Origin of the sequence: Bacillus cereus group sp. RP29 (assembly GCF_040459765.1) — a bacterium.
GTDB classification, from domain to species: domain Bacteria; phylum Bacillota; class Bacilli; order Bacillales; family Bacillaceae_G; genus Bacillus_A; species Bacillus_A paranthracis.
In genome coordinates this window covers 4,689,938-4,713,228 of the sequence record NZ_JARVHN010000001.1, presented here as the reverse complement: position 1 = coordinate 4,713,228, position 23,291 = coordinate 4,689,938, and the positions used below count along the sequence as shown (strand labels likewise).

Sequence of the window (23,291 nt, the reverse complement as noted above, 5' to 3'; positions counted from 1 at the left end):
AACACATAAAAAATATTGTACGCTAAATAAAAGCGATTGTACATGTATAAAAAATAGATGTCTTGATTATTTATAAAGACATCTATTCGTTATTGTATACAAAAGATAGGGATAAGAAAATGATAAAATTTTACCTAATTACAACATAATGCTTACGATAATTGCAGATAAAATGCTAACGAGAGTCGCTCCGTATAGTAATTTAAGGCCAAATCTGGCAACGACGTTTCCTTGTTCTTCGTTTAATCCTTTTACCGCACCTGAAATAATGCCGATAGAAGAAAAGTTGGCAAAAGAGACGAGGAAGACAGAAATAATACCAACTGTACGAGGAGAAAGGCTATTAGAAATTTTACTAAGATCCATCATTGCTACAAATTCATTCGTTACAAGCTTCGTTGCCATAATGCTACCAGCCGCGACAATTTCAGAACTTGGTACACCAATAAGAAATGCAATTGGTGCAAAGACGTAGCCGATTAATTGCTGGAAAGTAATGCCGAATATAATGAGGAATAGATCATTAATGCAGCTCATTAATGCGACGAATCCGATAAGCATAGCACCGACAACGATAGCTACTCGAAAGCCATCTAGAATGTATTCTCCAAGCATTTCAAAAAAGCTTTGCTTTTCGCCTTTTATTTCTAAAATATCTTCATCATCTTTCACGTCGTAGGGGTTAATAATCAGTACGATAATAAAACCGCTAAATAAATTGAGAACGAGTGCGGTTACTACATATTTAGGTTCGATCATTGTCATATAGGCACCTACGATAGACATAGATACAGTTGACATAGCAGATGCGCAAAGTGTATAAAGACGGTGTTTTGGAATTTGAGCTAATTGTTTTTTGACCGTAATAAAAACTTCTGATTGGCCGACAATGGCAGATGCGATAGCATTGTAAGATTCTAATTTCCCAAGACCATTTATTTTACTGAGGAAGTAACCGATCCAACGAATGAAAAATGGTAGTATTTTGAAATGTTGCAGTATACCGATCAAGACGGAAATGAAGACAATTGGTAATAAGACAGTAAGGAAAAAGGGCATTTCACCTTTATTGGCAAGGCCGCCAAATACGAAGTTTATACCATCAGCAGCATACTCGAGTAGCTTTGTAAACAAACTGGAGATGAACCGAATAAGTATGAGACCGATTTCTGTATTCAATAATAAATAGGTTAAAATTAACTGTATAAGAAGCATGATGAAAATAGGTTTAAATTTAATATGCTTCTTATTGTTACTAGCGATATAAGCAAGGAAGAAGACGACGATAAGTCCTAAGAAAAAGGTAATAAATTTCATAGTAAGCCCCCTAAAAGAGATATTCTGCTATATATATTTTTCATTTCAAGGGAGAATATGCATCTTTGGTAAAGAAAGGAATAGAGAGAGTATGAATATATGTAGAGTACACCACGTTGCAATTATTTGTTCAAATTATGATGTGTCAAAAGATTTTTATACTAGGATATTAGGTTTTGAAGAGGTAAATGAGGTATATAGAAAGGAACGAGATTCTTATAAGTTAGATTTATGTGTAGGGGGAGAGTATCAAATTGAATTATTTTCATTCCCTAGTCCGCCTGAGCGCCCGAGTTTTCCAGAAGCGTCTGGACTTAGGCATTTAGCATTTGCTGTTACAAATATAGAAGAAGCCGTGCAACATTTAAGTCAATGTGGTGTTGAAACTGAGGCGATACGTATTGATGAGATAACCGGGAAAAAATTTGTTTTTTTCCAAGATCCGGATGGTTTACCTTTAGAATTGTATGAGGTTTGAAATTGGTGAATTTTATATAGGGTTGCTTTTGAGTAAATGAAGAAACTAAAGTGAAACTTCTTTTTTAAAGGAGGTGTCACTTTAGCTAAGAAAGCTAAAGGATATATGTGGATATTTTAAAATTACTGATGGTAGTCATTCTTATTGCATTAACAGGTTTTTTTGTAGCTGTTGAGTTTGCAATTATTAAGGTGCGTAGCAGTCGTATTGACCAACTCGTTAGTGAGAAACGACGAGGAGCATTGGCAGCAAAAAAAGTAACTTCAAATTTAGATGAATATTTATCAGCATGTCAGTTAGGTATTACCATTACCGCTTTAGGGCTTGGGTGGTTAGGCGAGCCGACTATAAAACATTTACTAGAGCCGTTGTTTTTAAAACTACACCTATCTTCTGCAATTGCAAGTACCGTTTCATTTATTATTGCTTTTGCAGTTATTACGTTTTTACATGTTGTTATTGGTGAACTTGCTCCTAAGACGTTCGCCATACAAAGAGCAGAGCAAGTTAGCTTATTATTATCGAAGCCACTTATTTACTTTTACAGAGTAATGTATCCGTTTATTTGGGCTTTAAATGGTTCAGCAAGGCTTGTAACAGGGTTATTCGGATTACATCCGGCTTCTGAACATGAAGTTGCTCATTCGGAAGAAGAATTACGATTAATCTTATCTGAGAGTTATGAGAGCGGAGAGATTAATCAAAGGGAATTTAAATATGTAAATAATATTTTTGAATTTGATAATAGAGTGGCAAAGGAAATTATGGTGCCTCGTACGGAAGTTGTAGGTTTATATGAGGACGAACCATTTGAAACACATATTAAAATAATCGCACAAGAAAAATATACGAGGTATCCTGTATTTGGTGAAGATAAAGATGAAATCATTGGAATGGTAAATGTAAAGGATTTATTTATTCGTTATATGGATGGTAATCGGGACGAGGAGTGCTCGATTATGCCATATACAAGGCCGGTCATTGAAGTGCTAGAAAATATTCCAATTCATGATTTACTATTACAAATGCAAAGAAAACACATTCCATTAGCTGTGTTGTATGATGAATATGGTGGTACAGCTGGGATTGTTACATTAGAAGATATTTTAGAAGAAATTGTTGGGGAAATTCGAGATGAATACGATGAAGATGAACACCCGCCTATAGAGCATATAAGTGAAGGGTGTAAAATTGTAGAGGGGAAAGTGCTTATTAGTGAAGTAAATGATTTATTTGGCATACACTTAATCGCTGATGATGTAGATACAATTGGTGGATGGATTATGGTACAAAAGCAAATCGTTGCTGAAGGAGATATTATTGAAAAACACGGCTTTTCTTTTAAAGTTCTGGAAAAAGATATGCATCAAATTAAACGAGTGGAAATAAAGAAGGGAGAAGAATGATTTTCTATAAAAGGTATATATAGAAAATTAAATGTTTGCGCTTTCAAAAAAGGTGCTATATAGTGAAGGTGGACACTGAAAAATTCTTCTGAATGATACTCGTATTTTTAGAGGGCGAATTTTTTAAATAGGGATTTAGAATGAAAAGTATAGGTGATGAAAATGATAGCAACGAAGGATATACGTATAGAAAAAGATTTTTTAGGTGAAAAGGAAGTACCAAGTAGAGCTTATTACGGTGTACAAACATTACGTGCGGTAGAAAACTTCCCGATTACAGGATATCGCATCCATCCGTCACTCATTACGGCAATGGCAATTGTGAAAAAAGCGGCGGCACTTGCAAATATCGATACTGGTTACTTGGCGAAAGACATTGGACATGAAATTGCGGAGGCAGCGCAAGAAATTGTTGATGGGAAATTCCATGATCAATTTATCGTAGATCCAATTCAGGGCGGTGCTGGAACTTCTATTAATATGAATACAAACGAAGTAATTGCTAATCGAGCGTTAGAACGTATGGGATATGAAAAAGGCGAGTATGCAAAAATTAGCCCAAATACGCATGTAAACATGGCTCAGTCAACGAATGATGCGTTCCCAACGGGAATTCATATTGCAACTCTTATGATGTTAGAAGAACTTCTTATTACAATGGAAGAACTTCATGCTGCTTTCCGTGCAAAAGCAAACGAGTTCGATCACGTCATTAAAATGGGACGTACGCATTTACAAGATGCTGTTCCGATTCGTCTTGGACAAGAATTTGAAGCGTATAGCAGAGTGCTTGCGCGTGATATAAAAAGAATTAAACAATCTCGCCAACATTTATATGAAGTGAATATGGGGGCGACAGCTGTTGGTACGGGATTAAATGCAAACCCTACCTACATTGAACAAGTGGTTAAACACTTACGAACATTTAGCGGATTCCCACTTGTTGGTGCAGAGCATTTAGTTGATGCAACACAAAATACAGATGCATACACAGAAGTATCTGCAGCGTTAAAAGTATGTATGATGAATATGTCTAAAATTGCGAACGACCTTCGTATTATGGCATCTGGTCCACGTGTTGGATTGGCGGAAATTCAATTACCAGCTCGTCAGCCAGGTTCATCTATTATGCCAGGTAAAGTAAATCCTGTTATGGCAGAAGTAATTAATCAAGTCGCTTTCCAAGTAATTGGTAATGATCATACAATTTGCTTAGCGTCAGAAGCAGGACAACTGGAGCTCAACGTAATGGAGCCTGTGCTTGTATTTAATTTAATTCAATCTATTAGTATTATGAATAACGGATTCCGTGTATTCCGTGAATATTGTATTAAAGGAATTACAGCAAATGAAGAACTGCTGAAACAATATGTTGAGAAAAGTGTTGGAATTATTACAGCAGTTAACCCTCATATTGGTTATGAAGCAGCATCACGTATTGCACGTGAAGCAATTGAAACAGGAAAATCTGTTCGGGAGTTATGTTTAGAACATGGTGTACTGACAGAAGAAGAATTGGATATTATTTTAGATCCATTCGAAATGACGCATCCTGAAATTGCTGGAGCTTCTTTACTAAAGAATAAGAAGATGTAATGTAAAAAACACCGATCCATTTGGATCGGTGTTTTATTTTAAAAGATATTAAATACAGCGTTTAATTGAAGTAAGCTAATGATAGCTAAGAAGATTAAACTGTATTTCATTGCTGTTTTAAATAAGGCAGATTCTTTACCAACTAGTCCAACTGCTGCACAAGCAACTGCTACAGATTGAGGTGAAACCATTTTTGCCATTGTACCACCTACTACGTTTAAGGCAACAAGAGTAGAAGGAACGATGTTTAATTGATCTGCAGTTACTGCTTGAAGCGGTGCGAATAATGAACCACTTGATACTACTGATCCTGTAATGAATACGCCGATCCATCCTAAGATTGGAGAAAGAATTGGGAATGCATTACCAGTAGAAGAGAATGCAAGTCCAAGTGTAGATGACATACCAGAGTAGTTTTCTACGTAAGCTAACGCGATAACGCTACAGATTGTATATACTGGAGCTTTTAGCTCTTTCATTGTTTCAACCATTAATTCTTTAACCATTTTACCTTTAACGCGGTACACGATAAGTGAAACGATAATTGCTAATACAATTGCAGTAGTTGTAGATGAGAATACATCAAATTTGAAAACAGCTGCGAAAGGTGTATCAGCTTTTGTAATTGGTGTAGTTTTCATAACAGCATTATGAAGACCAGGGAATTGAATGTTAAATACTAAGTTTGCTAGTGCACCATCCGGAGCAAATAAAGCTTTAATTGGTTTTAAATTAAAGATTGTTACAAATGCAGTTAAGAATACGAATGGAGACCAAGCATATAAAATTTGATTGAATGTATGAGATTCTTTTTCTTCTTGTTTTTCTTCTTTAGCAGAAGATTTTGGCTGCCAAACACGTAGGAATAATGCAAGAGAGATCATACTTACAACGGCTGCGAAAATATTAGTAAGTTCTGCACCTAAGAAGTAAGTTACAACGAACTGAGTAATTGCGAAAGAAATACCACTTACAAGAATACCTTGCCAAGTTTCTTTAATACCTTTAATTCCATCGACCATTGAAACAAGTAAGAAAGGTAATACAATACTAATGAATGGTAGAATAAGAACAGTTTGACGACCGATAGTTAATGCATCTAATTCAGTTAATTGTGCTGGTACTGTAACTGGGATACCCATAGCACCCATAGCACCACCAGCGATGTTTGCTACTAAACAAATACCTGCTGCTTTTAATGGATTAAAGCCCATACCTACAAGTAGTGCAGCTGTAATAGCAACTGGAACACCTAGACCAGCTGCGCCTTCTAAGAAAGCACCGAAAGAATAAGCAATTAATAATACTTGTAAACGTTGATCATTTGTAATACTTGAAATGCTATCACGAATGATGTTGAATTGTTCTGTTTTAACAGTTAATTTGTAAAGGAAAATTGCTGCGATAACGATAGTACAAATTGGATAAAATCCGGATAAAATACCGAATCCGGCAGATGCTACAGCTACTGTTGCTGGCATTTTATAAACGAATATAGCAAGAATAATAGCGACAATCACACTATAAAGCCCAGCGATATAACTTTTCATTTTCAGTCCCATTAAACAAATGATGAAGCAAAAAATTGGAAGTGCTGCGATTAGAGCAGATAACCAAATATTGTTTAATGGGTCATAAATTTGTGTCCAAGTACTCATAATAATGACAACTCCTATCTATTTTATGTGAAGAAATTCACATTATTTGTGAAACTATTCACAATCAACTTACATGCTTAGTATATTCTCCTTCAACACTATTGTCAACGTAAAAAAGTATAATTATTCCATAATAGTGTTAAAAGAAATGCTTTGTTCATAAAGTAGACAAAAAGCCCACTCAAATCTATTTGAGTGGGTGAGATAAATGATTTACATATTCTTTTCTTATAGTTGTTTATACATTATTGATCCTACAGCTCTATAATAGAGACCGTCTTTGTATTAAATATAGAGCTGCAGAATGTACCGCTTGCCCTATTTGATCAAGTTAGGAGTGGGACAGGAAATGTATTTAATAGGAAGTATTCCATCATAGTTCAAGCTAGTGAATATGAATTAAAAAGTAATAAGTTAATATTTAATGTTACGGCAGCTCTTTTTACTGAAAATTCCTTTTAGCGTAACAAAGAGGTTAAATATAACCCAAATACGTTACGATAGGTTATCAATTATAGACGGTATTTTACAATATCATTACTGCACATTGCAATGAGGTAAAAATATAACAAAAAGCCTGATAAAACAACGTTTGCAAGCAAAGTATTTGCAGCCCGTTATTTTGCTTTTTCGTTATATCGTATAGTATAATATTCAAAATCAGCAAGGAATTTTTCCTGAGTCCTTTGCTGGTTAAGGTGGAAAAAATTTTCAGCTTTATAGGTTGATAAAGTTATGTCGTAACAGGAAATATAAGAACAGATATATAAATAAATAAAAAGAAAATAAAAACGAAAATGAGGGGAACTTTATGAGCCAAAATCAATTCGAATGTCGTATTTCAGAAGAAGATGTACAAATGTTAAGAGCGTTAGCGCATCCGTTGCGTCTACGCCTAGTAATGGAACTAATGCAACGTGGAACATGTAACGTAACACAATTACAGGAAGTGTTAGAAATTCCGCAATCAACAGTTTCGCAACATTTAACGAAATTAAAACAAAATAAAGTAGTACGCTTTGAACGACGAGGACTGGAAGTGTATTATCAAATTCATAACGATAAAGTAAGTGAAGTAGTAAAAACATTATTTTCTTAAAATTTGAATATTATGGAAAAAGACGTGTGGGATCTACGTCTTTTTTTATTTGTTAGAAGGTGATATGAGAAAGAATGTTAATATGTAAGGAAAAAAGGCTAACCATTAAAATGTTGCTATATGGAATATATTCTAAAAGGAAAAGAAAAGATAGAAAGGAGTGTAATAAGTAAAAGGAGGGATAGTAGAATGGATGTAAAACGTGTGAAACAAATTTTATCTTCTTCAAGTAGAATCGACGTTACATATGAAGGTGTACCAGTATGGATTGAGAGCTGTGACGAGCAGAGTGGGGTTGCTCAAGTGTATGATGTATCTAATCCTGGAGAAAGCGTCCACGTGAACGTGACGGCTTTAGAGGAGAAGTAATAGAAAAGACGCTTCTAAATGTTTAGAAGCGTCTTTTTATTTCTTATTCCATCATATGTGCAATTTTCTTAGAGAACATAAGAAGTACTAATCCGAGTACGATTACGATAATACCGATACTTGCGAATACTTCTAAATATCCTAAAGATTGAGTGAAAGCAGCTAATTGTCCTGCTAATAAGTTTGCGAAGCCAGTACCAGCTAACCATACACCCATTAATAATGATGCTAATTTAACAGGAGCGATTGCACTTACCATAGATAATCCGATTGGTGATAAGAATAATTCACCAATTGTATGGAACATGTAAGTGAATACAATGAATAGTAAGTTTGCTTTCATGGTAATGTTACCTTCGTCGCTACCAGTTTTTAATACAGCTAAAGTTAGAACTAAATATCCAATCCCTAGTAAAATCATACCAAATGCCATTTTTGTTGGGATTTTTAAATCACCATTTTTTGTTTTCGAAAGTTTAATCCATAATGCAGAAACAGGTAATGCTAGTAAGATAATGAATAGTGGGTTTACAGATTGGAACCAAGGTGTTGGAATTGTAAATCCACCAATTGTACGATCCACAAACTTATCTGTGTAAAGTGTTAAAGAACTACCTGCTTGCTCAAATCCTGCCCAGAAGAATACTACGAAACAAGTTAAAATTAAAATTGCAGCAGTACGTTTTTTCTCTTGTGTTGTTAAAGGTTTTTTCTCGATTGCTTTTGCATTTTTTTCTTTAGATTTTTTCCCTACAACAGTTGTTCCGATAGACCCTAAGTAACGAGGTGCTAAGAAATTAAAGGCAAGCTGTCCAATAATCATACCGATACAAGCTGTTAAGAAACCGTATCTATAGTCTGCGAAGTAACCGCAAATGAATGGAGCGATAAGAGCACCTAAGTTAATTCCCATGTAGAAGATAGTGAAGGCACTATCACGACGAGAATCGTTTTCGCTATATAATTGACCTAATAAAGTCGAAATATTTGGTTTGAAGAATCCGTTACCAATAACTAATAATCCTAATCCTAAAAATAGTCCAGTTTTTGTGTTCATTGAGAATAGTACAAAGTTACCAATTGCCATGATGATACCACCAATAGTAATAGCATGGCGCTTCGTAATGAAATGGTCAGTTAACCAACCACCGATAATCGGTGTGAAGTATACTAACATTGTGAAAATACCGTAAATTTGAACTGCAACTGCTTTATCAAATCCTAAACCGCCGCTTACTAAGCTCGTTGTTAAATAAAGAACTAATAAGCCACGCATTCCGTAATAACTGAATCTTTCCCATGCTTCTGTAAAGAACAACAAGTATAACCCTGGTGGATGTTTTTTTGGTGATTGTTGCTCTCCAGCTTTGTCTAATTTTAAAGCTGCATCCATTTTTGTTTCCCCCTAATCCTGTATAACGGATATTTATGTAATCATTTTAATTTACAAAATATTTAGAAGTCAATAGAATTATATGGAAATAGAAAGAAAATTTCTAAAAAAGTTCTATTTTACTTCGACCGTTACTGTATTTTGCCCTGAAAACAAGATGATAAGCGTTTTCAAATGTAATAATTGAATTCTAAAAGAAAATAAAATAGTGATTAATCAGAAAATTTAGATTAAAATATTTATTCTGATATAGAGAAAATATATTCTATTTACTTTTATAATATAACATATTGGGAATAAAAATACAAAATGAAATAATGTGACATTTAAGTGAATTGAAAAATAACCAGCTCCATAGAAGGGGAGCTGGTTAGGGAAATACTATTTAACAAAGCGTTTTTCGATATCATCTAATAGTAGGTTAGCAGCCATTACACCGCCAGCAGTATTCCAAATCACATCGTCAACTTTGTATGCTTTATTATTTTTCACTGCATTTAAGTTTTTAAATAGTGGATCATTGATATATTCTTTTTCTAATTCAGAGCCTTTTTTCTCATTTCCTTTATCGAATGTGAAGTAGAATAATACATCGCCATCCATTGCAGAAATACGTTCTTTAGATACGTTACGCTCTGCGAAGTCATCTTTATTTTGATCGCCTGGACGTTTGAATCCAAGTTCTTTTAAAATAACACCAGAGAATGTATCACCATGATAAATACGAACATCACCAGGCATGAAGCGAACCATAGAAATTTCTTGGTTTACTTTATCGCCTAGTTTAGCTTTTAAATCTTTCATACTTTTATCGTAATCAGCTAAAACCTTTTCGCCTTCTTTTTCTTTATTTAATGCTTTCGCATAAAACTTGAAGTTATCTTTCCATTCACCACGTAATGTTTCAGAGAACACAGTAGGTGCAATTGCTTTTAGTTGCTCGTACACTTTTTCGTGACGCATTTTGTTACCGATAATTAAGTCTGGTTTTAAAGAAGCGATTGTTTCTACGTTCACTTGTCCTTCATCACCAACAACTTTTACATCTTTCATTTTATCTTTAATATGTGGATACCATGGATCACCAGTCCAAGATTTTACAGCCCCAACTGGTTTAACACCTAATTCAAGTAAAGCTTCAGTACCTTCATTTGTTAAAATGACTACACGTTTTGGATTAGCAGGAACTTCTGTTTTACCCATTGCATGTTCCACAGGAATCATTTCTTTTTTCGTATCTTCTTTTGATTCTTCTTTCGTATTTGATTTTCCACAAGCACTTAAAAGTAGTGAAAAGGCTAATAAAAATACAAATACTGTAAACGATTTCTTTCGCATGAAATTCATTATGTACCCCCTACATAGTGAGAATTTTTTTCAATAGCAAGCATGATATTAAGCCTTTATCTTTAGATTGTCAATACATACGGTTGAAAATAATTCTCATTTCCGTTGACAATGAGAATTAAGTTGAAATACACTTACAACGTATCATTATACATTGAAGGGGAAACGCTGCATGTTATTAAAAACAAATCGAGCAAAATGGGTTGGATTATTTGTTGGGATCATTGCAGTCATTACTTGTATTTGGGGAAGTATCATTTTTGGATATACAAATACGAGTTGGAAATTAGCGTTAGATGCTTTTTTCCATTTTAATGGTTCCAATGAACATATTATTATTCAAAATGTGCGTCTACCAAGGGCATTAATTGCAGCAAGTGTTGGTGCTAGTTTAGCCATTGCAGGTTGTCTTATGCAAACTTTAACGAAGAATCCACTTGCTTCTCCAGATTTTATTGGATTAAATTCAGGTGCTGCTTTCTTCATCGTTGTAGCAATTGTTATTTTTTCCGTGACATCATTATCAGCTTTCACATGGATTGCCTTCTTAGGGGCAGCAATTGCAGCTGTACTTGTATTTGCTTCTAGTTCTTTAGGAAAAGAGGGGACAACGCCTCTTAAATTAACATTAGCAGGGGTCGCAATTAGTGCGTTATTTTCATCATTAACACAAGGATTACTTGTGTTAAATGAAAAGGCGCTTGAAGAAGTATTATTTTGGCTTGCCGGATCTGTGCAAGGAAGAAAGTTAGAAATTTTACAATCAGTATTCCCGTATTTATTAATAGGCTGGATTGCATCTATTATGATGGCAGGGAAAGTAAATACATTGATGATGGGGGAAGACGTTGCAAAAGGACTTGGTCAAAGAACGATTTTAATGAAATCATTCGTACTACTTATTATTGTCCTGTTATCCGGTGGTTCAGTTGCGGTCGCAGGTCCTATTGGGTTTATTGGTATTGTTACCCCGCATTTTGCCAGATTTCTTGTTGGAGTAGATCATAGGTGGAGAGTACCGTATAGCGGCTTATTAGGTGCAATACTATTGATCTTAGCTGATATCGCAGCAAGATATGTCATTATGCCACAAGAAGTACCAGTAGGGGTTATGACAGCATTTATTGGTGCGCCGTTCTTTATTTATATTGCACGTAAGAGAGGGCTTAGCAAATGAAGAAGTATATTCCGTTTCGTATAGGAAAAGGCGGGCTCTCGTTTTTAATGTATAAACGAGCTTGTCTCGTCTTATTCAGTTTACTAGTTGTTTTAATAGGATTATTTTTTGCGAGTGCAGGTATGGGAGACATGAAAATTGCTCCTTATGATGTATGGCAAGCGATTACTGGAAATGGCGATGCGATGTCCAATATGGTTGTAAATAAGTTTCGTATGCCGCGTATTTTAATTGCTATCCTTGTAGGAATCGCACTTGCTGTAGCAGGATGTATTTTACAAGGGCTCGTTCGAAATCCACTTGCTTCTCCGGATATCATCGGGATTACAGGTGGTGCAAGTGTTGCAGTGGTATTATTTTTAGCTATATTTAGTGATAAAAATAATGCGCTAACTGTAAGCATTCATTATATGCCGTTAGCAGCTTTTATTGGGGCAACGATTGTAGCACTTTTTGTATATTTATTTGCATGGAGAAATGACGGATTATCACCGATTAGTCTTGTTTTAATTGGTGTTGGTTTTTGGGCATTAACGAAAGCGGCAACGACTTTGTTTATGTTGTTAGCGCCAATTTACCAAGCGAGTCAAGCGAATGTATGGATTACAGGCACTGTTTACGGTTCTTCTTGGCAAAACGTCATGGTACTTGCGCCGTGGGTTCTCATTTTAACGGTAATATCATTTATAGCTGCTAGACATTTAAATGCGCAAGAGCTAGGGGATGATATTGCGGTAGGGCTTGGTGTTCCTTTAACAAAGTCACGCATATTTATGTTATTACTTAGTACAGCTTTAATTGGTGGAGCAGTTGCCTTTGCTGGTGGAATTGGATTTGTCGGTTTAATGGCACCTCATATTTCACGAAGACTAGTTGGTTCTTTATACGGTGCATTACTCCCGGTTGCGGCTATTGTCGGTGCAATTTTAGTACTTGCTGCAGATTTAATTGGGCGTACAGTTTTCACCCCACTTGAAATTCCAGCAGGGGTATTTACATCAGCAATTGGTGCACCTTATTTTATTTATTTACTTTATAAAAGTCGGAATTCATAAAGGAAGATGAATATGCAAAAAGCATTGGAGACGAAACGTTTGACGTTGTCTTACGGTGAAACAATTATTATTGATGAGTTGAATTTAGAAATTCCAAAAGGTGAAATTACCATCTTTATCGGTTCTAACGGTTGCGGGAAATCGACCTTATTACGTTCACTAGCTAGATTATTAAAACCAACAGCTGGTGACATTTTGTTAGATAGTCAAGCCATTCAAAATATGCAAACGAAGCAAATCGCTCGTCAAATGGCAATTTTACCGCAAGGACCGCAAGCGCCAGAAGGGCTTACAGTATTGCAACTTGTAAAGCAAGGACGTTATCCGTATCAAACATGGCTGAAGCAATGGTCAGAAAAAGATGAGGAAATGGTACAGAAAGCACTTGCAGCAACAGGTATGACAGAATTTGCTGAGCGTGATGTGCATGCTCTTTCAGGTGGACAACGACAACGTGCTTGGATTGCAATGACGCTTGCGCAAGATACAGATATTATTTTATTGGATGAGCCTACTACCTATTTAGATATGACTCACCAAATTGAAGTGCTAGATTTATTATTCGAATTAAATGAAACAGAACAAAGAACAATTGTTATGGTACTACACGATTTAAATTTGGCCTGCCGTTATGCAGACAATATTGTAGCCATTCAAGATAAACAAATATATGCACAAGGTAAGCCAGAAGAAGTAGTAGATGAGAAGCTAGTACGTGATGTATTCCGAATGGAATGTCAAATTAGTACGGATCCGTTATTTGGGACGCCACTTTGTATTCCGCATGGAAAAGGAAGACGTGTACGTAAAGAAGTTGCTCATGCAATGAGATAAAGAAAAAGACGATGAGGAAATCATCGTCTTTTTTATTTTCGGCAAGAGAATAAGAGAAAGAGGGGAATACGTAAACGACGTTCATATTCTTCCGCGCTTTGAAAATAAGTTTGATCTGGTGTAGCTTCTTTTAAATTTGTAATTGTAAATCCAGCCTGTTGTAATAGTGTAAAATATTCTTCCGTTGTACGATGATATTTAATAACTTCTTGATCAATCCAAGGTTCAACCCGTTTGCCTAGTTTAAAGTAATCATCGACAAGCCAACTCGTTCTTTTTCCGCTCGTTTGCAAGCTTTCAAATGAAGAGGTAATAATAGGGTGTTGAACGCTAAAAGTAAAGGTTCCATTTGTCTTTAAAGTTTCGTACACATTTTGAAAAATGATAGTAAGATGTTCGATATAATGTAAGGCGAGTCTAGATGTTACTAAATCAAAAGTAGAAGGAGGGTATGTGTAGTCTTTGAGGTTTAAAAAATGAACGGCGCCATTTTTGTTTTCTAGTTGTTTTTTAGCTTTTTCATACATAAGTTCGGAACCTTCAATACCGGTGTAAGAGTGGCAGTCTTTTTCTAATAATTCCTTGCCAAATTTTGCGTCCCCACAGCCTAAATCGAGAATTTTCTTTCCTTTCACATCACCAATGAGTTGAAAGAAGGCTGGTTTTTCAAGTGATTCATTTGGGCTATTTTCTCGGTATCTTCGTTTCATATATTGTTCAAAAAACGCTTCGTTATTATATACATCAGATTCAGTAAATGCCATGATTGAAGCCCCCTTACATATTTTTTTTATTCTACCAAATATGAAAAGTAAATGATAGATTTCTTGTAATGAATCATATATAATCTAGAATTGTAAGCGGTTACTTTAAACTATTTTTCTATAATAAATTCTGAAAACGTGTTAAGCTAGTAGAGGGATTATTAGAACTATTAAGACAATAATTCGCTTACATGAACGATGGGAGGCTTCACGATGTCTAGTAAAACACTTGCGAAATTTTTAGAAGAAAATTTAGAGGATTTAAAATCAAAGGGGCTTTATAACGTAATTGATCCGCTCGAAAGTTCAAATGGACCGATCATTACAATTGGCGGAAAAGAATATATTAACTTATCTTCAAACAACTATCTTGGATTAGCAACAGATAGCCGTTTGCAAGAAGCTGCAATTGGTGCAATTCATAAGTACGGCGTTGGAGCAGGAGCGGTTCGTACAATTAACGGTACTTTAGATTTGCATATTAAATTAGAAGAAACAATTGCAAAGTTTAAACATACAGAAGCAGCAATTGCTTATCAATCAGGATTTAATTGTAATATGGCAGCGATTTCAGCTGTTATGGATAAAAATGATGCGATTCTTTCAGACGAGTTAAACCATGCTTCTATTATTGATGGTAGTCGTCTATCAAAAGCAAAAATTATTGTTTATAAACATTCTGATATGGAAGATTTACGCCAAAAAGCAATCGCAGCGAAAGAATCAGGACTTTACAATAAATTAATGGTAATTACAGACGGTGTCTTTTCAATGGATGGAGATGTTGCAAAACTACCAGAAATTGTTGAGATTGCGGAAGAATTAGATTTAATGACATACGTAGATGATGCACACGGTTCAGGTGTACTTGGTAAAGGGGCAGGAACTGTAAAGCACTTTGGTCTGTCTGATAAAGTTGATTTCCAAATTGGTACATTATCAAAAGCAATTGGGGTAATTGGTGGATATGTAGCAGGGAAACAAAACTTAATTGACTGGTTAAAAGTTCGTTCACGTCCATTCTTATTCTCTACAGCATTAACACCAGCTGATGCTGCAGCTTGCATGAGATCAATTGAAATCTTAATGGAAAGCACAGAGTTGCACGATCGTTTATGGGAAAATGGTCGCTATTTAAAACAAGGGTTAAAAGAACTTGGCTTTAACATCGGAGAAAGTGAAACGCCAATTACACCTTGTATTATTGGTGACGAAGTATTAACACAAGAATTTAGTAAACGTCTAAATGAAGAAGGCGTATATGCAAAATCTATCGTGTTCCCAACTGTAGCTAAAGGAACAGGACGTGTTCGTAATATGCCAACAGCAGCTCATACGAAAGAAATGTTAGATGAAGCAATTCGTAAGTATGAAAAAGTAGGGAAAGAAATGGGCATCATTTAAGTAACGACATCTTTTGAATAGCTTGCAAATGAGGAGTGGGGAAAATGAAAAAAATTCTAGTAACCGGTTCTTTAGGGCAAATTGGTTCTGAACTAGTAATGAAACTTCGTGATGTATACGGCGCATCAAATGTTATTGCAACAGATATTCGTGAAACAGATAGTGAAGTAGTAACGTCTGGTCCATTTGAAACGTTAGATGTAACAGATGGACAAAAACTACATGATATCGCAAAGCGCAATGAAGTAGATACAATTATTCATTTAGCAGCTTTACTTTCAGCAACAGCAGAAAAAAATCCGTTATTTGCATGGAATTTAAATATGGGCGGACTTGTAAATGCATTAGAAGCAGCTCGTGAATTAAACTGTAAGTTTTTCACGCCAAGTTCTATCGGTGCATTCGGTCCATCAACACCGAAAGATAATACACCACAAGATACAATTCAACGTCCTACTACGATGTATGGGGTAAACAAAGTAGCAGGGGAATTATTATGTGATTATTATCATCAAAAATTTGGCGTTGATACGCGCGGTGTACGTTTCCCAGGTTTAATTTCTTACGTAGCTCCTCCAGGAGGCGGAACAACTGACTATGCAGTTGAAATTTATTATGAGGCGATTAAAAAAGGCACATACACCTCATACATTGCAGAAGGAACATACATGGATATGATGTACATGCCAGATGCTTTACAAGCGATCATTTCATTAATGGAAGCTGATCCAAGTAAGTTAGTGCATAGAAATGCATTTAATATTACAGCAATGAGCTTTGAGCCAGAGCAAATCGCAGCATCAATTCGTAAACACATTCCGACGTTTACAATGGACTACGCTGTAGATCCAGCTCGTCAAACAATCGCTGATAGTTGGCCAAACTCTATTGATGCAACAGCAGCAATGAAAGAGTGGGGCTTTAAAGCAGAATACGATTTAGACAAAATGACAACGGACATGTTGGCTAAGTTAAAAAAAAAGCTCACAGCTGAGTTAGTAATGAATTAATAGGAAGGGTCGATTCTTAGGAATCGACTCTTTTTATTTGTATTTTAGGAATATACAAATAATTACAAGTGTGATAGAATGAGTTAATTTGTGTGTAAAGGGGAGACAGGAAATGGAGAAATGGGAGTTAGCAAAAGAAATTTATAATACGTCACGTTTAACGGGAACGTTTAAGCTTCGATCAGGACAAGTATCAAATCAATACTTTGATAAGTACTTATTTGAATCTAATCCAGCATTGTTAGTAGAAATTGCTAAGCAATTGAAAGAGCTCATTCCTCCTGAGACAGAAGTGCTCGCAGGCTTAGAGATGGGAGGAATTCCAGTAGCAACAGCATTATCTTTACAAACGGGTATACCAGTTGTATTTGTAAGAAAAGAAGCGAAGAAGTACGGTACATGTAAGTTAGCAGAAGGCGTTAATATTACTGAGAAAAATGTTTGTGTTGTTGAAGATGTTATTACGACAGGTGGTCAAATATTATTAAGCACGAAAGATTTAAGAGAACTAGGTGCGAAGGTACATAATGTTTTAGGCGTAATTGAACGAACAAAAGAGGGAAGAGAAAACTTATTAGAAGATGGCTTACAGCTACATTCTTTATTTACAATGGATGAGTTAATTGAAGGAGAAAAGGAACATGCAAAGGGTTGATGTCGTATACGCACTAATACATGACGAAGAAACAGATAAAATATTAATGGTACATAATGTAGAACAAAATGTTTGGTCATTGCCGGGTGGGGCTGTTGAAAAGGGTGAAACGTTAGAGGAAGCTTTAGTAAGGGAAGTAAAAGAAGAGACAGGTTTAACTGCTGTGGCAGGTGGACTTGTTGCGATTAATGAAAAATTCTTTGAAGAGCCAGGGAATCATGCGCTATTATTTACATTTCGAGCGCATGTAGTAAAAGGTGAACTTGTTGCAGCAGATGAAGGAGAAATTTCCGCAATGGAGTGGGTGGACAGAGCAATTGCAAATGAACGATTCCCATTCTACGATGGAGGATTCGATTCATTATTAGAAGTAGCCATTCCATATAAGTTTCAACCAGAAACAAAGTGATTGAATAGAAAAAACAGGAGCGCAAAGCTCCTGTTTTTCTATTCAATCGTCTTCAGTAATAACTTTTTCAATAGTGGTTTAATCTTCAGACGTAAATCTTCAGCGTGATTTGCAACTAAGAAGTGATGGTTATAAATGTTCTTCATTAATTGATAAGTTGCTTCTTTCGCTTCGCCTTCTTCGATGAAAATTCCGATTACTTCCATACCACTTTTACGAGCAAGTTTGACAGCTTCATGCGTATCTAAAATACCGTCTTGTTGGTAGTCTAGCGCAGAAGGTTCACCGTCTGTGAAGACAAGTAAGAATTTATGTTTTTCTGGTCTTTTTGCAAGCTTTTCAGAAACGATCCGAATGATATATCCGTCGCGGTTATCTTCTTCTTCGCGAAGCTGCATAATTTCTGGACCAACGTTTGGTAACGTTGAGTTTTTATACGTTACAACTTCATGGATAACGTTCGGCTTATCTTCAGGTTTAGCACTAGAAGCATCTTCCCAAAATCCGCTAATAGCGTGCGGGATTTTTAAAGATTTTAACGCTTCATGGAATAGGACCACACTCTTTTTCGTTTCTTCCATCTTGTTATACATAGAACCAGAGCAGTCTACTAATAGTTGGAATGCAACGTCGAGCTCTTGTGATTCTTGCCCTTTTTTATAAAACATGCGAGGCTGCTTTTCAGTATAAATACGAAGGAATTTCTTACGAAGTCTTCCGTAATATTTATCACTATTTGCATTCGTTTTATTTTCAATCGTTTTTTCGATAATTTTCTTTAATTCTTTTACATCTTTATTAACGACTGATTTGATAGCTTGGTAATCCTTTTTCTCATCAGGATTTGGTTTACGTGCTTCTTTAAATGTATGAGAAGCGCCAGTGTTATATTTACCATATGCACCATCATTTTGACTAGAAGCGTGAGAAGCTCTTGCTTCTTTTGTGTCAGCACCATCAAAGTTAGATTGTGTACTTTTTTGAGAAGTACCTTGTACAGAGCCAAGTGCTTGGTCGCCATCTTCTGATTCGCGAGCAGTGTCACCCATCATATTTGTTTTTGTTCCGCTTTCTAATTCAAAGCGTAAAAAGTTCTCGTTTTCATTGTTTTTATTTTCACGGTGCCATGTTGAGAAGCTTTCATCCATTTTGTTTTTATTTTCATCGTCATCTATGAGCTGCGTATCATCGTTTGCTAAATCTTCGACGCGACAGTTTTTTTCATCTGCAATGACAGATAAATAAAGCGGTGCATGCCCGAAATAGTTGTTCAGCATATCACTTTCAAGAAGCTCCTCTAAGCGATAGCGAATTTTCTCAACGATATACATAATATCTTCCGTATTACGAGCTTGGAATGTTTCATGCAAAATAGCTTCAATTTGCTCGAAATATTCATTATTAAACATTTCATATTTATCGCTCGTTAATGAAAGATAGCATAGACAAAATAGACGATCACCGTGATAGTTACGAACACGATTGATTTCATTTTGTGAGCTAAAGTAATTGCGATACATTTCTTTTCTTCTTTTAAAAACATGCTTTGTGCCAGGGCGTAAGTTTTTTACGATTTCCTCAACACGTAAATCTTCTAATAGAACAAATAATTGTGTTAAAAACTTTTTTAAGGGTGATTCTTGCAATTCAATTGCATAAGAACGAATTAAAGTCATGTCCGAGTAATGTTTATTACCAAGTGCTTTTAAAAACACTTCGCTTTTTAATCCGATTACTGTATCCTCTTCTTTTCGATCATCCCAAAAGTGACTAATGACAACCTTTTTTTCAATTTCGTCGTAGTATGCTTTATAGCCATACTCAAGGTAGGCATCATCTTCTTTGAGAAGGGCATACATTAAGTTTTCCATTTGTAGAAACAGCGACGCATCAATTTTTTTGTCACTAAAAATTTGTCTCATAAATTATCCCTCAAAGAAATAACTTTCTGCTAATTCACGGACAGTCATTTGTTCTGTTTCATCGTTTAATTTTGCGATAATACTACGTTCAATTGCACGCATAACGGGAATATATACACCTAAATCACATGCATCGATAATGCCACGAATACTTGCTGCTTCTTCACTTACGCGGCCATCACGAGCTAAAGGCATAAGATCGCTTGCAAATGCAACGAACTTTTCAATTGTTGCAGTGTCTTTTAGTTTTGATTCTGCTAATAATAGTTCTTTTAATGTATCACCTTGGATGTAGGGAACTTCAATAATAACGAAACGGTTTTTTAACGCTTCGTTTAGTTCACTTGTTCCAACGTAGCCTTCATTAATTGCTGCGATTACACGATACTCATCATCACCGTATACAACTTCTTGTGTAAATGGATTTGTAATCATTTTACGGTAATCTAATGCACCGTGAAGAAGTGGTAACGTTTCAGGTTTTGCCATATTGATTTCATCAATATATAGGAAATGGCCGTTCTTCATTGCTTTCATAAGAGGACCGTTAACGAATGTAACTTCAGATGCGCCATCTTTCGTTTGTAGTGTGTTGTATCCTAAAATACCTTCTACATCTAAATCGACAGAACAGTTAATGCTATGCATTGGTTTTTGGAATAAAGAAGAAAGAGTTTCAGCTAGTACGGTTTTACCACTACCAGTCGGCCCTTTTAATAGAATATTTTTGCCAAGAAGAAGTGCTGTAATGGCATCTTCGATAATGCTATTATCAGATGCTTTATATATTTTTGTACCGATTAAATGTGCATTTTCACCAGCTTCTTGTTTATTCTTTTCGTGAATTGTAGAAAGTTGCTGTTTTAAATCAGCATGTATATGAAATTGTTCTAACATGTATGTCCCACCTAACATTATTTTCATAAAGTAATACATCTTATGATAACTTGTTTTAATATGGTATGCAAAGAAAAAGAGAGGGGACAAATATAAAAGAAAAAGCAATCAATAGTACATTGATTGCTTATAGTAAAGGAGAAATGAGCCTCATAAAAGACTCTAATATTCGTTTTTTGATACTTCTCTTTTGGAAAGCGTTCCATTTAATTTCAGTAGAATGCTTAAAGTCATCTTCAAAATCACGTTTAATATCATGAACAGTTTCTGATTCATACAGTACGCTAATAATTTCGTAATTCAATTCAAAGCTGCGTACGTCCATATTTGCTGTTCCGATTGTTGCAATTTTATCATCAACAAGTACAATTTTTGCATGCATAAAGCCATCTTTATAACTATAAATGGAGGCACCAGCTTTTAAAAGTGGAGTGAAGTAGGACTGAGATGCTTGGTCACTAATAATACTATCACTTTTACCAGGATATAAAATGCGTACATCTATGCCAGATATTGCACTTAAACGTAATAATGTTAAAGTTTCTTGATCTGGAATAAAGTATGGTGTAGCAATCCAAATAGATTTTTTTGCCGAGCCCATAACAGCTAATAATGTATTGCGAATGCTCTTATCATCTGAGCTTGGCCCGCTTGCTACAATTTGCACGGCACCTTCTGCACTTGAAATTTCTTTACCTGGGAAGTATTGTCTATTCATAAATTGATCCCAAGAATAGGTTTTCAAACCACTAGATGCATAGAGCCAGTCCTCTAGAAAAATTGCTTGTAATTTATATAACGCTTTTCCTTCGATTTTTAAATGACTATCACGCCAAACGGGAAACTTTTTTGAACGGCCAAGATATTCATCACCGACGTTAAGTCCTCCAGTAAAACCGATTTCTCCATCTACAATGACGATTTTACGGTGGTTACGATAATTGACGGTTTCAAGTAACCAAGCTGAAAAAATAGGATCAAATTCAACAATTTCAATCCCAGCTTCTTTCATAGGTTTTAAAAAGCGTCTTCTTAACGTATTACTTCCTAATCCATCATAAAGGAAGCGTACAATAACACCAGCTTTTGCTTTGTTTATTAAAGCATCCCGAACTTTTGTACCAATCTCATCAGATTTATAAATATAGTATTGAATATGTATATGATGTTTTGCTTGCTCGATAGCTTGCAAAATTGCTGAAAATGTTTGATCTCCGTTTGTTAAAAGTTTTGTAGTTGTTCTATCTGCGGCAGGCCCGCCTCCAAATTTTTGTACAACTTCTGTTAAATGGGTAGAGCGTTCACTTAATGGGACTTTGAGTGATAACTCTAGTCGTTTTCCTTCTAATATTTCACGGAATAATTTTCTTTGTTCTTCTGAACGATGGAGATGCTTTTTTCTTCTCCAACGGCTACGCCCGAAAATAGAGTATAAAAGTACACCTACAACGGGAAGAAGTGCTAATACTAAAAACCACGCTAAGGTACTTTGCGGAGACCTATTTTCGATAAAAATAACGAATGAAATTCCTACAATTGTGATGGACCAGAGAACGCCGACAAATGTATATAACGAAATATACGATGTATTTAATAGGAAAAGAACGATAGATACAATTGTAAATATTAATAGTAATTGGACAATAGGTTTCTTCATTTCTATATAATTCCTCTAATCTTTCTTCAATATAGACTTCCTAAATAGCGGATGTAATGTGACATTTTTATCCCACTTTAATGGGCAGTAAGCCCCCCACTGATTAAAGTTTCACTTTATTATAAAGTGTTTTCTGTTTTTTACAAAATGTAGGTATTTCCCCCATACTTTCCGCATTTGTCCTACATACAGTGTATTGTTACGTTTTTAAAGAGAAAAGGAAGGTGAATAAAATGTATGGTCGTCCAATTGGAGGATTTGGTCACGGAGGTTTTCATGGTGGTTTTGGACATTCACCATTTTTTGGTGGAGGTTTCTTTCCAGGGTTTGTAGCAGGAGCATTACTCAGCCCTGGATTTGGTTATGGCGGATATGGTTATCCGTATTACTCGGATTATTCTTATTATACAGGTTACCAACAAGATCCATATTATTCTTACAATACCTATTAAGATGAGAAAATGGAAAAGGAGAGGGGAAATATGAGTTATATAGAAAATAACGGATTGTATTATCGTAATCATCATCATGGAGGGCACCATCATAACGGCGGACATCACCACCATGGTGGGCACAATCACCATGATCATCATCACCATCACGGAGGTGGATGGGGCTGGGGTGGCGGCTCATGGGGCGGTGGATTTTTCCCTGGAAGTTTTGCTGGAGGTGTGTTAGGTGGGCTTACAGCTGGCGCATTAACGGGTGCAGCAGGTGGAGGCTACTATCCAGCACCATACCCAGTAACTTATCCAGCGCCATATCCAGCACCGTACCCAGTAACTTATTCAGCGCCATATCCAACACCATATCCGTATTAAACAAAAAAGAGGATATCCTCTTT

General features: G+C 35.7%; 22 protein-coding genes. 14 read left to right on the top strand and 8 right to left on the bottom strand.

Going from position 1 to position 23,291, the window contains the following annotated elements:
• Positions 1-138: 138 nt before the first annotated feature.
• A complete protein-coding gene (locus tag QCI47_RS25040; RefSeq protein ID WP_000668836.1) occupies positions 139-1,317 on the bottom strand; it encodes a NupC/NupG family nucleoside CNT transporter in 1,179 nt (392 codons plus the stop codon).
• 91 nt (positions 1,318-1,408) lie between these two features.
• On the opposite strand from QCI47_RS25040, the gene gloA2 reads away from it, so the two are divergent.
• From gloA2 to aspA, 3 genes are all read left to right on the top strand, one after another.
• A complete protein-coding gene (gloA2, locus tag QCI47_RS25035) occupies positions 1,409-1,795 on the top strand; it encodes an SMU1112c/YaeR family gloxylase I-like metalloprotein (RefSeq protein ID WP_001017666.1) in 387 nt (128 codons plus the stop codon).
• A gap of 107 nt (positions 1,796-1,902) precedes the next feature.
• Positions 1,903-3,201 (top strand): hemolysin family protein, encoded by a 1,299-nt coding sequence (locus QCI47_RS25030; RefSeq protein ID WP_000353305.1) that lies wholly within the window; start codon positions 1,903-1,905, stop codon positions 3,199-3,201.
• 162 nt (positions 3,202-3,363) lie between these two features.
• Positions 3,364-4,797 (top strand): aspartate ammonia-lyase, encoded by a 1,434-nt coding sequence (gene aspA / locus QCI47_RS25025; RefSeq protein WP_000562151.1) that lies wholly within the window; start codon positions 3,364-3,366, stop codon positions 4,795-4,797.
• 38 nt (positions 4,798-4,835) lie between these two features.
• Here the strand turns inward: aspA and QCI47_RS25020 are convergent, their stop codons facing one another.
• Complete coding sequence (locus QCI47_RS25020; RefSeq protein ID WP_070805198.1) at positions 4,836-6,455, bottom strand: L-lactate permease; 1,620 nt, start codon at positions 6,453-6,455, stop codon at positions 4,836-4,838.
• An 811-nt stretch (positions 6,456-7,266) separates the two neighbouring features.
• On the opposite strand from QCI47_RS25020, the gene QCI47_RS25015 reads away from it, so the two are divergent.
• Positions 7,267-7,554: an ArsR/SmtB family transcription factor gene (locus QCI47_RS25015; protein WP_000081429.1), complete on the top strand. Its 288-nt coding sequence runs from the start codon at positions 7,267-7,269 to the stop codon at positions 7,552-7,554.
• Positions 7,555-7,743: 189 nt separating this feature from the next.
• Positions 7,744-7,923: an acid-soluble spore protein H gene (locus QCI47_RS25010; protein WP_000382683.1), complete on the top strand. Its 180-nt coding sequence runs from the start codon at positions 7,744-7,746 to the stop codon at positions 7,921-7,923.
• Between the two features lie 43 nt (positions 7,924-7,966).
• Here QCI47_RS25010 and QCI47_RS25005 read toward each other — a convergent pair whose 3' ends face one another.
• Together QCI47_RS25005 and QCI47_RS25000 are read right to left on the bottom strand one after the other, a co-directional pair.
• Positions 7,967-9,316, bottom strand: a complete 1,350-nt coding sequence (locus QCI47_RS25005) for a peptide MFS transporter (protein WP_000338308.1) — start codon at positions 9,314-9,316, stop codon at positions 7,967-7,969.
• Between the two features lie 381 nt (positions 9,317-9,697).
• Complete coding sequence (locus tag QCI47_RS25000) at positions 9,698-10,663, bottom strand: ABC transporter substrate-binding protein (protein WP_076868458.1); 966 nt, start codon at positions 10,661-10,663, stop codon at positions 9,698-9,700.
• A gap of 172 nt (positions 10,664-10,835) precedes the next feature.
• On the opposite strand from QCI47_RS25000, the gene QCI47_RS24995 reads away from it, so the two are divergent.
• From QCI47_RS24995 to QCI47_RS24985, 3 genes are read left to right on the top strand one after another with little or no spacing between them, the layout of a single operon-like run.
• The gene (locus QCI47_RS24995) at positions 10,836-11,840 is read left to right on the top strand and encodes a FecCD family ABC transporter permease (RefSeq protein ID WP_000925236.1); all 1,005 of its coding nucleotides are present in this window, start codon (positions 10,836-10,838) and stop codon (positions 11,838-11,840) included.
• Positions 11,837-12,895 (top strand): FecCD family ABC transporter permease, encoded by a 1,059-nt coding sequence (locus QCI47_RS24990; RefSeq protein WP_000760066.1) that lies wholly within the window; start codon positions 11,837-11,839, stop codon positions 12,893-12,895. The genes QCI47_RS24995 and QCI47_RS24990 overlap by 4 nt, the downstream gene beginning before the upstream one ends.
• Positions 12,896-12,907: 12 nt before the next feature.
• Complete coding sequence (locus tag QCI47_RS24985) at positions 12,908-13,729, top strand: ABC transporter ATP-binding protein (protein ID WP_001167951.1); 822 nt, start codon at positions 12,908-12,910, stop codon at positions 13,727-13,729.
• Between the two features lie 32 nt (positions 13,730-13,761).
• Here the strand turns inward: QCI47_RS24985 and QCI47_RS24980 are convergent, their stop codons facing one another.
• Positions 13,762-14,493, bottom strand: coding sequence for a class I SAM-dependent DNA methyltransferase (locus QCI47_RS24980; protein WP_000885946.1), 732 nt, complete (start codon positions 14,491-14,493; stop codon positions 13,762-13,764).
• 213 nt (positions 14,494-14,706) lie between these two features.
• Between QCI47_RS24980 and QCI47_RS24975 the strand changes: the two genes are divergently transcribed.
• From QCI47_RS24975 to QCI47_RS24960, 4 genes are all read left to right on the top strand, one after another.
• On the top strand, positions 14,707-15,897 hold the full coding sequence (locus QCI47_RS24975; protein WP_000095906.1) for a glycine C-acetyltransferase: 1,191 nt from the start codon (positions 14,707-14,709) through the stop codon (positions 15,895-15,897).
• A 44-nt stretch (positions 15,898-15,941) separates the two neighbouring features.
• Complete coding sequence (locus tag QCI47_RS24970) at positions 15,942-16,907, top strand: L-threonine 3-dehydrogenase (RefSeq protein ID WP_000723139.1); 966 nt, start codon at positions 15,942-15,944, stop codon at positions 16,905-16,907.
• A gap of 112 nt (positions 16,908-17,019) precedes the next feature.
• Complete coding sequence (pyrE, locus tag QCI47_RS24965) at positions 17,020-17,562, top strand: orotate phosphoribosyltransferase (protein WP_242231524.1); 543 nt, start codon at positions 17,020-17,022, stop codon at positions 17,560-17,562.
• Positions 17,549-17,971: an NUDIX hydrolase gene (locus tag QCI47_RS24960; RefSeq protein ID WP_001189954.1), complete on the top strand. Its 423-nt coding sequence runs from the start codon at positions 17,549-17,551 to the stop codon at positions 17,969-17,971. The genes pyrE and QCI47_RS24960 overlap by 14 nt, the downstream gene beginning before the upstream one ends.
• Positions 17,972-18,009: 38 nt before the next feature.
• Here QCI47_RS24960 and QCI47_RS24955 read toward each other — a convergent pair whose 3' ends face one another.
• The 3 genes from QCI47_RS24955 to QCI47_RS24945 all read right to left on the bottom strand — a co-directional run bounded on the left by QCI47_RS24955 (position 18,010) and on the right by QCI47_RS24945 (position 22,447).
• Positions 18,010-19,893, bottom strand: coding sequence for a vWA domain-containing protein (locus QCI47_RS24955; RefSeq protein ID WP_001248871.1), 1,884 nt, complete (start codon positions 19,891-19,893; stop codon positions 18,010-18,012).
• 3 nt (positions 19,894-19,896) lie between these two features.
• On the bottom strand, positions 19,897-20,790 hold the full coding sequence (locus QCI47_RS24950; protein WP_000892977.1) for an ATP-binding protein: 894 nt from the start codon (positions 20,788-20,790) through the stop codon (positions 19,897-19,899).
• Positions 20,791-20,917: 127 nt separating this feature from the next.
• Positions 20,918-22,447, bottom strand: coding sequence for a cardiolipin synthase (locus QCI47_RS24945; RefSeq protein WP_000743044.1), 1,530 nt, complete (start codon positions 22,445-22,447; stop codon positions 20,918-20,920).
• A gap of 233 nt (positions 22,448-22,680) precedes the next feature.
• Between QCI47_RS24945 and QCI47_RS24940 the strand changes: the two genes are divergently transcribed.
• Together QCI47_RS24940 and QCI47_RS24935 are read left to right on the top strand one after the other, a co-directional pair.
• Positions 22,681-22,899, top strand: a complete 219-nt coding sequence (locus tag QCI47_RS24940; RefSeq protein WP_000274348.1) for a hypothetical protein — start codon at positions 22,681-22,683, stop codon at positions 22,897-22,899.
• A gap of 30 nt (positions 22,900-22,929) precedes the next feature.
• A complete protein-coding gene (locus QCI47_RS24935) occupies positions 22,930-23,268 on the top strand; it encodes a hypothetical protein (protein WP_061131303.1) in 339 nt (112 codons plus the stop codon).
• The last annotated feature ends 23 nt before the right edge of the window (positions 23,269-23,291 follow it).

Excerpts from the sequence above, each read along its gene's own strand:
- QCI47_RS24935 (WP_061131303.1), top strand. The coding sequence starts at position 22,930 with ATGAGTTATATAGAAAATAACGGATTGTATTATCGTAATCATCATCAT.
- pyrE (WP_242231524.1), top strand. The coding sequence starts at position 17,020 with ATGGAGAAATGGGAGTTAGCAAAAGAAATTTATAATACGTCACGTTTA.
- QCI47_RS25040 (WP_000668836.1), bottom strand. The coding sequence starts at position 1,317 with ATGAAATTTATTACCTTTTTCTTAGGACTTATCGTCGTCTTCTTCCTT.
- QCI47_RS24960 (WP_001189954.1), top strand. The coding sequence starts at position 17,549 with ATGCAAAGGGTTGATGTCGTATACGCACTAATACATGACGAAGAAACA.
- QCI47_RS25010 (WP_000382683.1), top strand. The coding sequence starts at position 7,744 with ATGGATGTAAAACGTGTGAAACAAATTTTATCTTCTTCAAGTAGAATC.
- QCI47_RS24980 (WP_000885946.1), bottom strand. The coding sequence starts at position 14,493 with ATGGCATTTACTGAATCTGATGTATATAATAACGAAGCGTTTTTTGAA.
- QCI47_RS24940 (WP_000274348.1), top strand. The coding sequence starts at position 22,681 with ATGTATGGTCGTCCAATTGGAGGATTTGGTCACGGAGGTTTTCATGGT.
- QCI47_RS24945 (WP_000743044.1), bottom strand. The coding sequence starts at position 22,447 with ATGAAGAAACCTATTGTCCAATTACTATTAATATTTACAATTGTATCT.
- QCI47_RS24955 (WP_001248871.1), bottom strand. The coding sequence starts at position 19,893 with ATGAGACAAATTTTTAGTGACAAAAAAATTGATGCGTCGCTGTTTCTA.
- QCI47_RS24970 (WP_000723139.1), top strand. The coding sequence starts at position 15,942 with ATGAAAAAAATTCTAGTAACCGGTTCTTTAGGGCAAATTGGTTCTGAA.
- QCI47_RS25000 (WP_076868458.1), bottom strand. The coding sequence starts at position 10,663 with ATGAATTTCATGCGAAAGAAATCGTTTACAGTATTTGTATTTTTATTA.
- QCI47_RS24985 (WP_001167951.1), top strand. The coding sequence starts at position 12,908 with ATGCAAAAAGCATTGGAGACGAAACGTTTGACGTTGTCTTACGGTGAA.
- QCI47_RS24975 (WP_000095906.1), top strand. The coding sequence starts at position 14,707 with ATGTCTAGTAAAACACTTGCGAAATTTTTAGAAGAAAATTTAGAGGAT.
- QCI47_RS24990 (WP_000760066.1), top strand. The coding sequence starts at position 11,837 with ATGAAGAAGTATATTCCGTTTCGTATAGGAAAAGGCGGGCTCTCGTTT.
- gloA2 (WP_001017666.1), top strand. The coding sequence starts at position 1,409 with ATGAATATATGTAGAGTACACCACGTTGCAATTATTTGTTCAAATTAT.
- aspA (WP_000562151.1), top strand. The coding sequence starts at position 3,364 with ATGATAGCAACGAAGGATATACGTATAGAAAAAGATTTTTTAGGTGAA.
- QCI47_RS25020 (WP_070805198.1), bottom strand. The coding sequence starts at position 6,455 with ATGAGTACTTGGACACAAATTTATGACCCATTAAACAATATTTGGTTA.
- QCI47_RS24950 (WP_000892977.1), bottom strand. The coding sequence starts at position 20,790 with ATGTTAGAACAATTTCATATACATGCTGATTTAAAACAGCAACTTTCT.
- QCI47_RS25015 (WP_000081429.1), top strand. The coding sequence starts at position 7,267 with ATGAGCCAAAATCAATTCGAATGTCGTATTTCAGAAGAAGATGTACAA.
- QCI47_RS25005 (WP_000338308.1), bottom strand. The coding sequence starts at position 9,316 with ATGGATGCAGCTTTAAAATTAGACAAAGCTGGAGAGCAACAATCACCA.
- QCI47_RS24995 (WP_000925236.1), top strand. The coding sequence starts at position 10,836 with ATGTTATTAAAAACAAATCGAGCAAAATGGGTTGGATTATTTGTTGGG.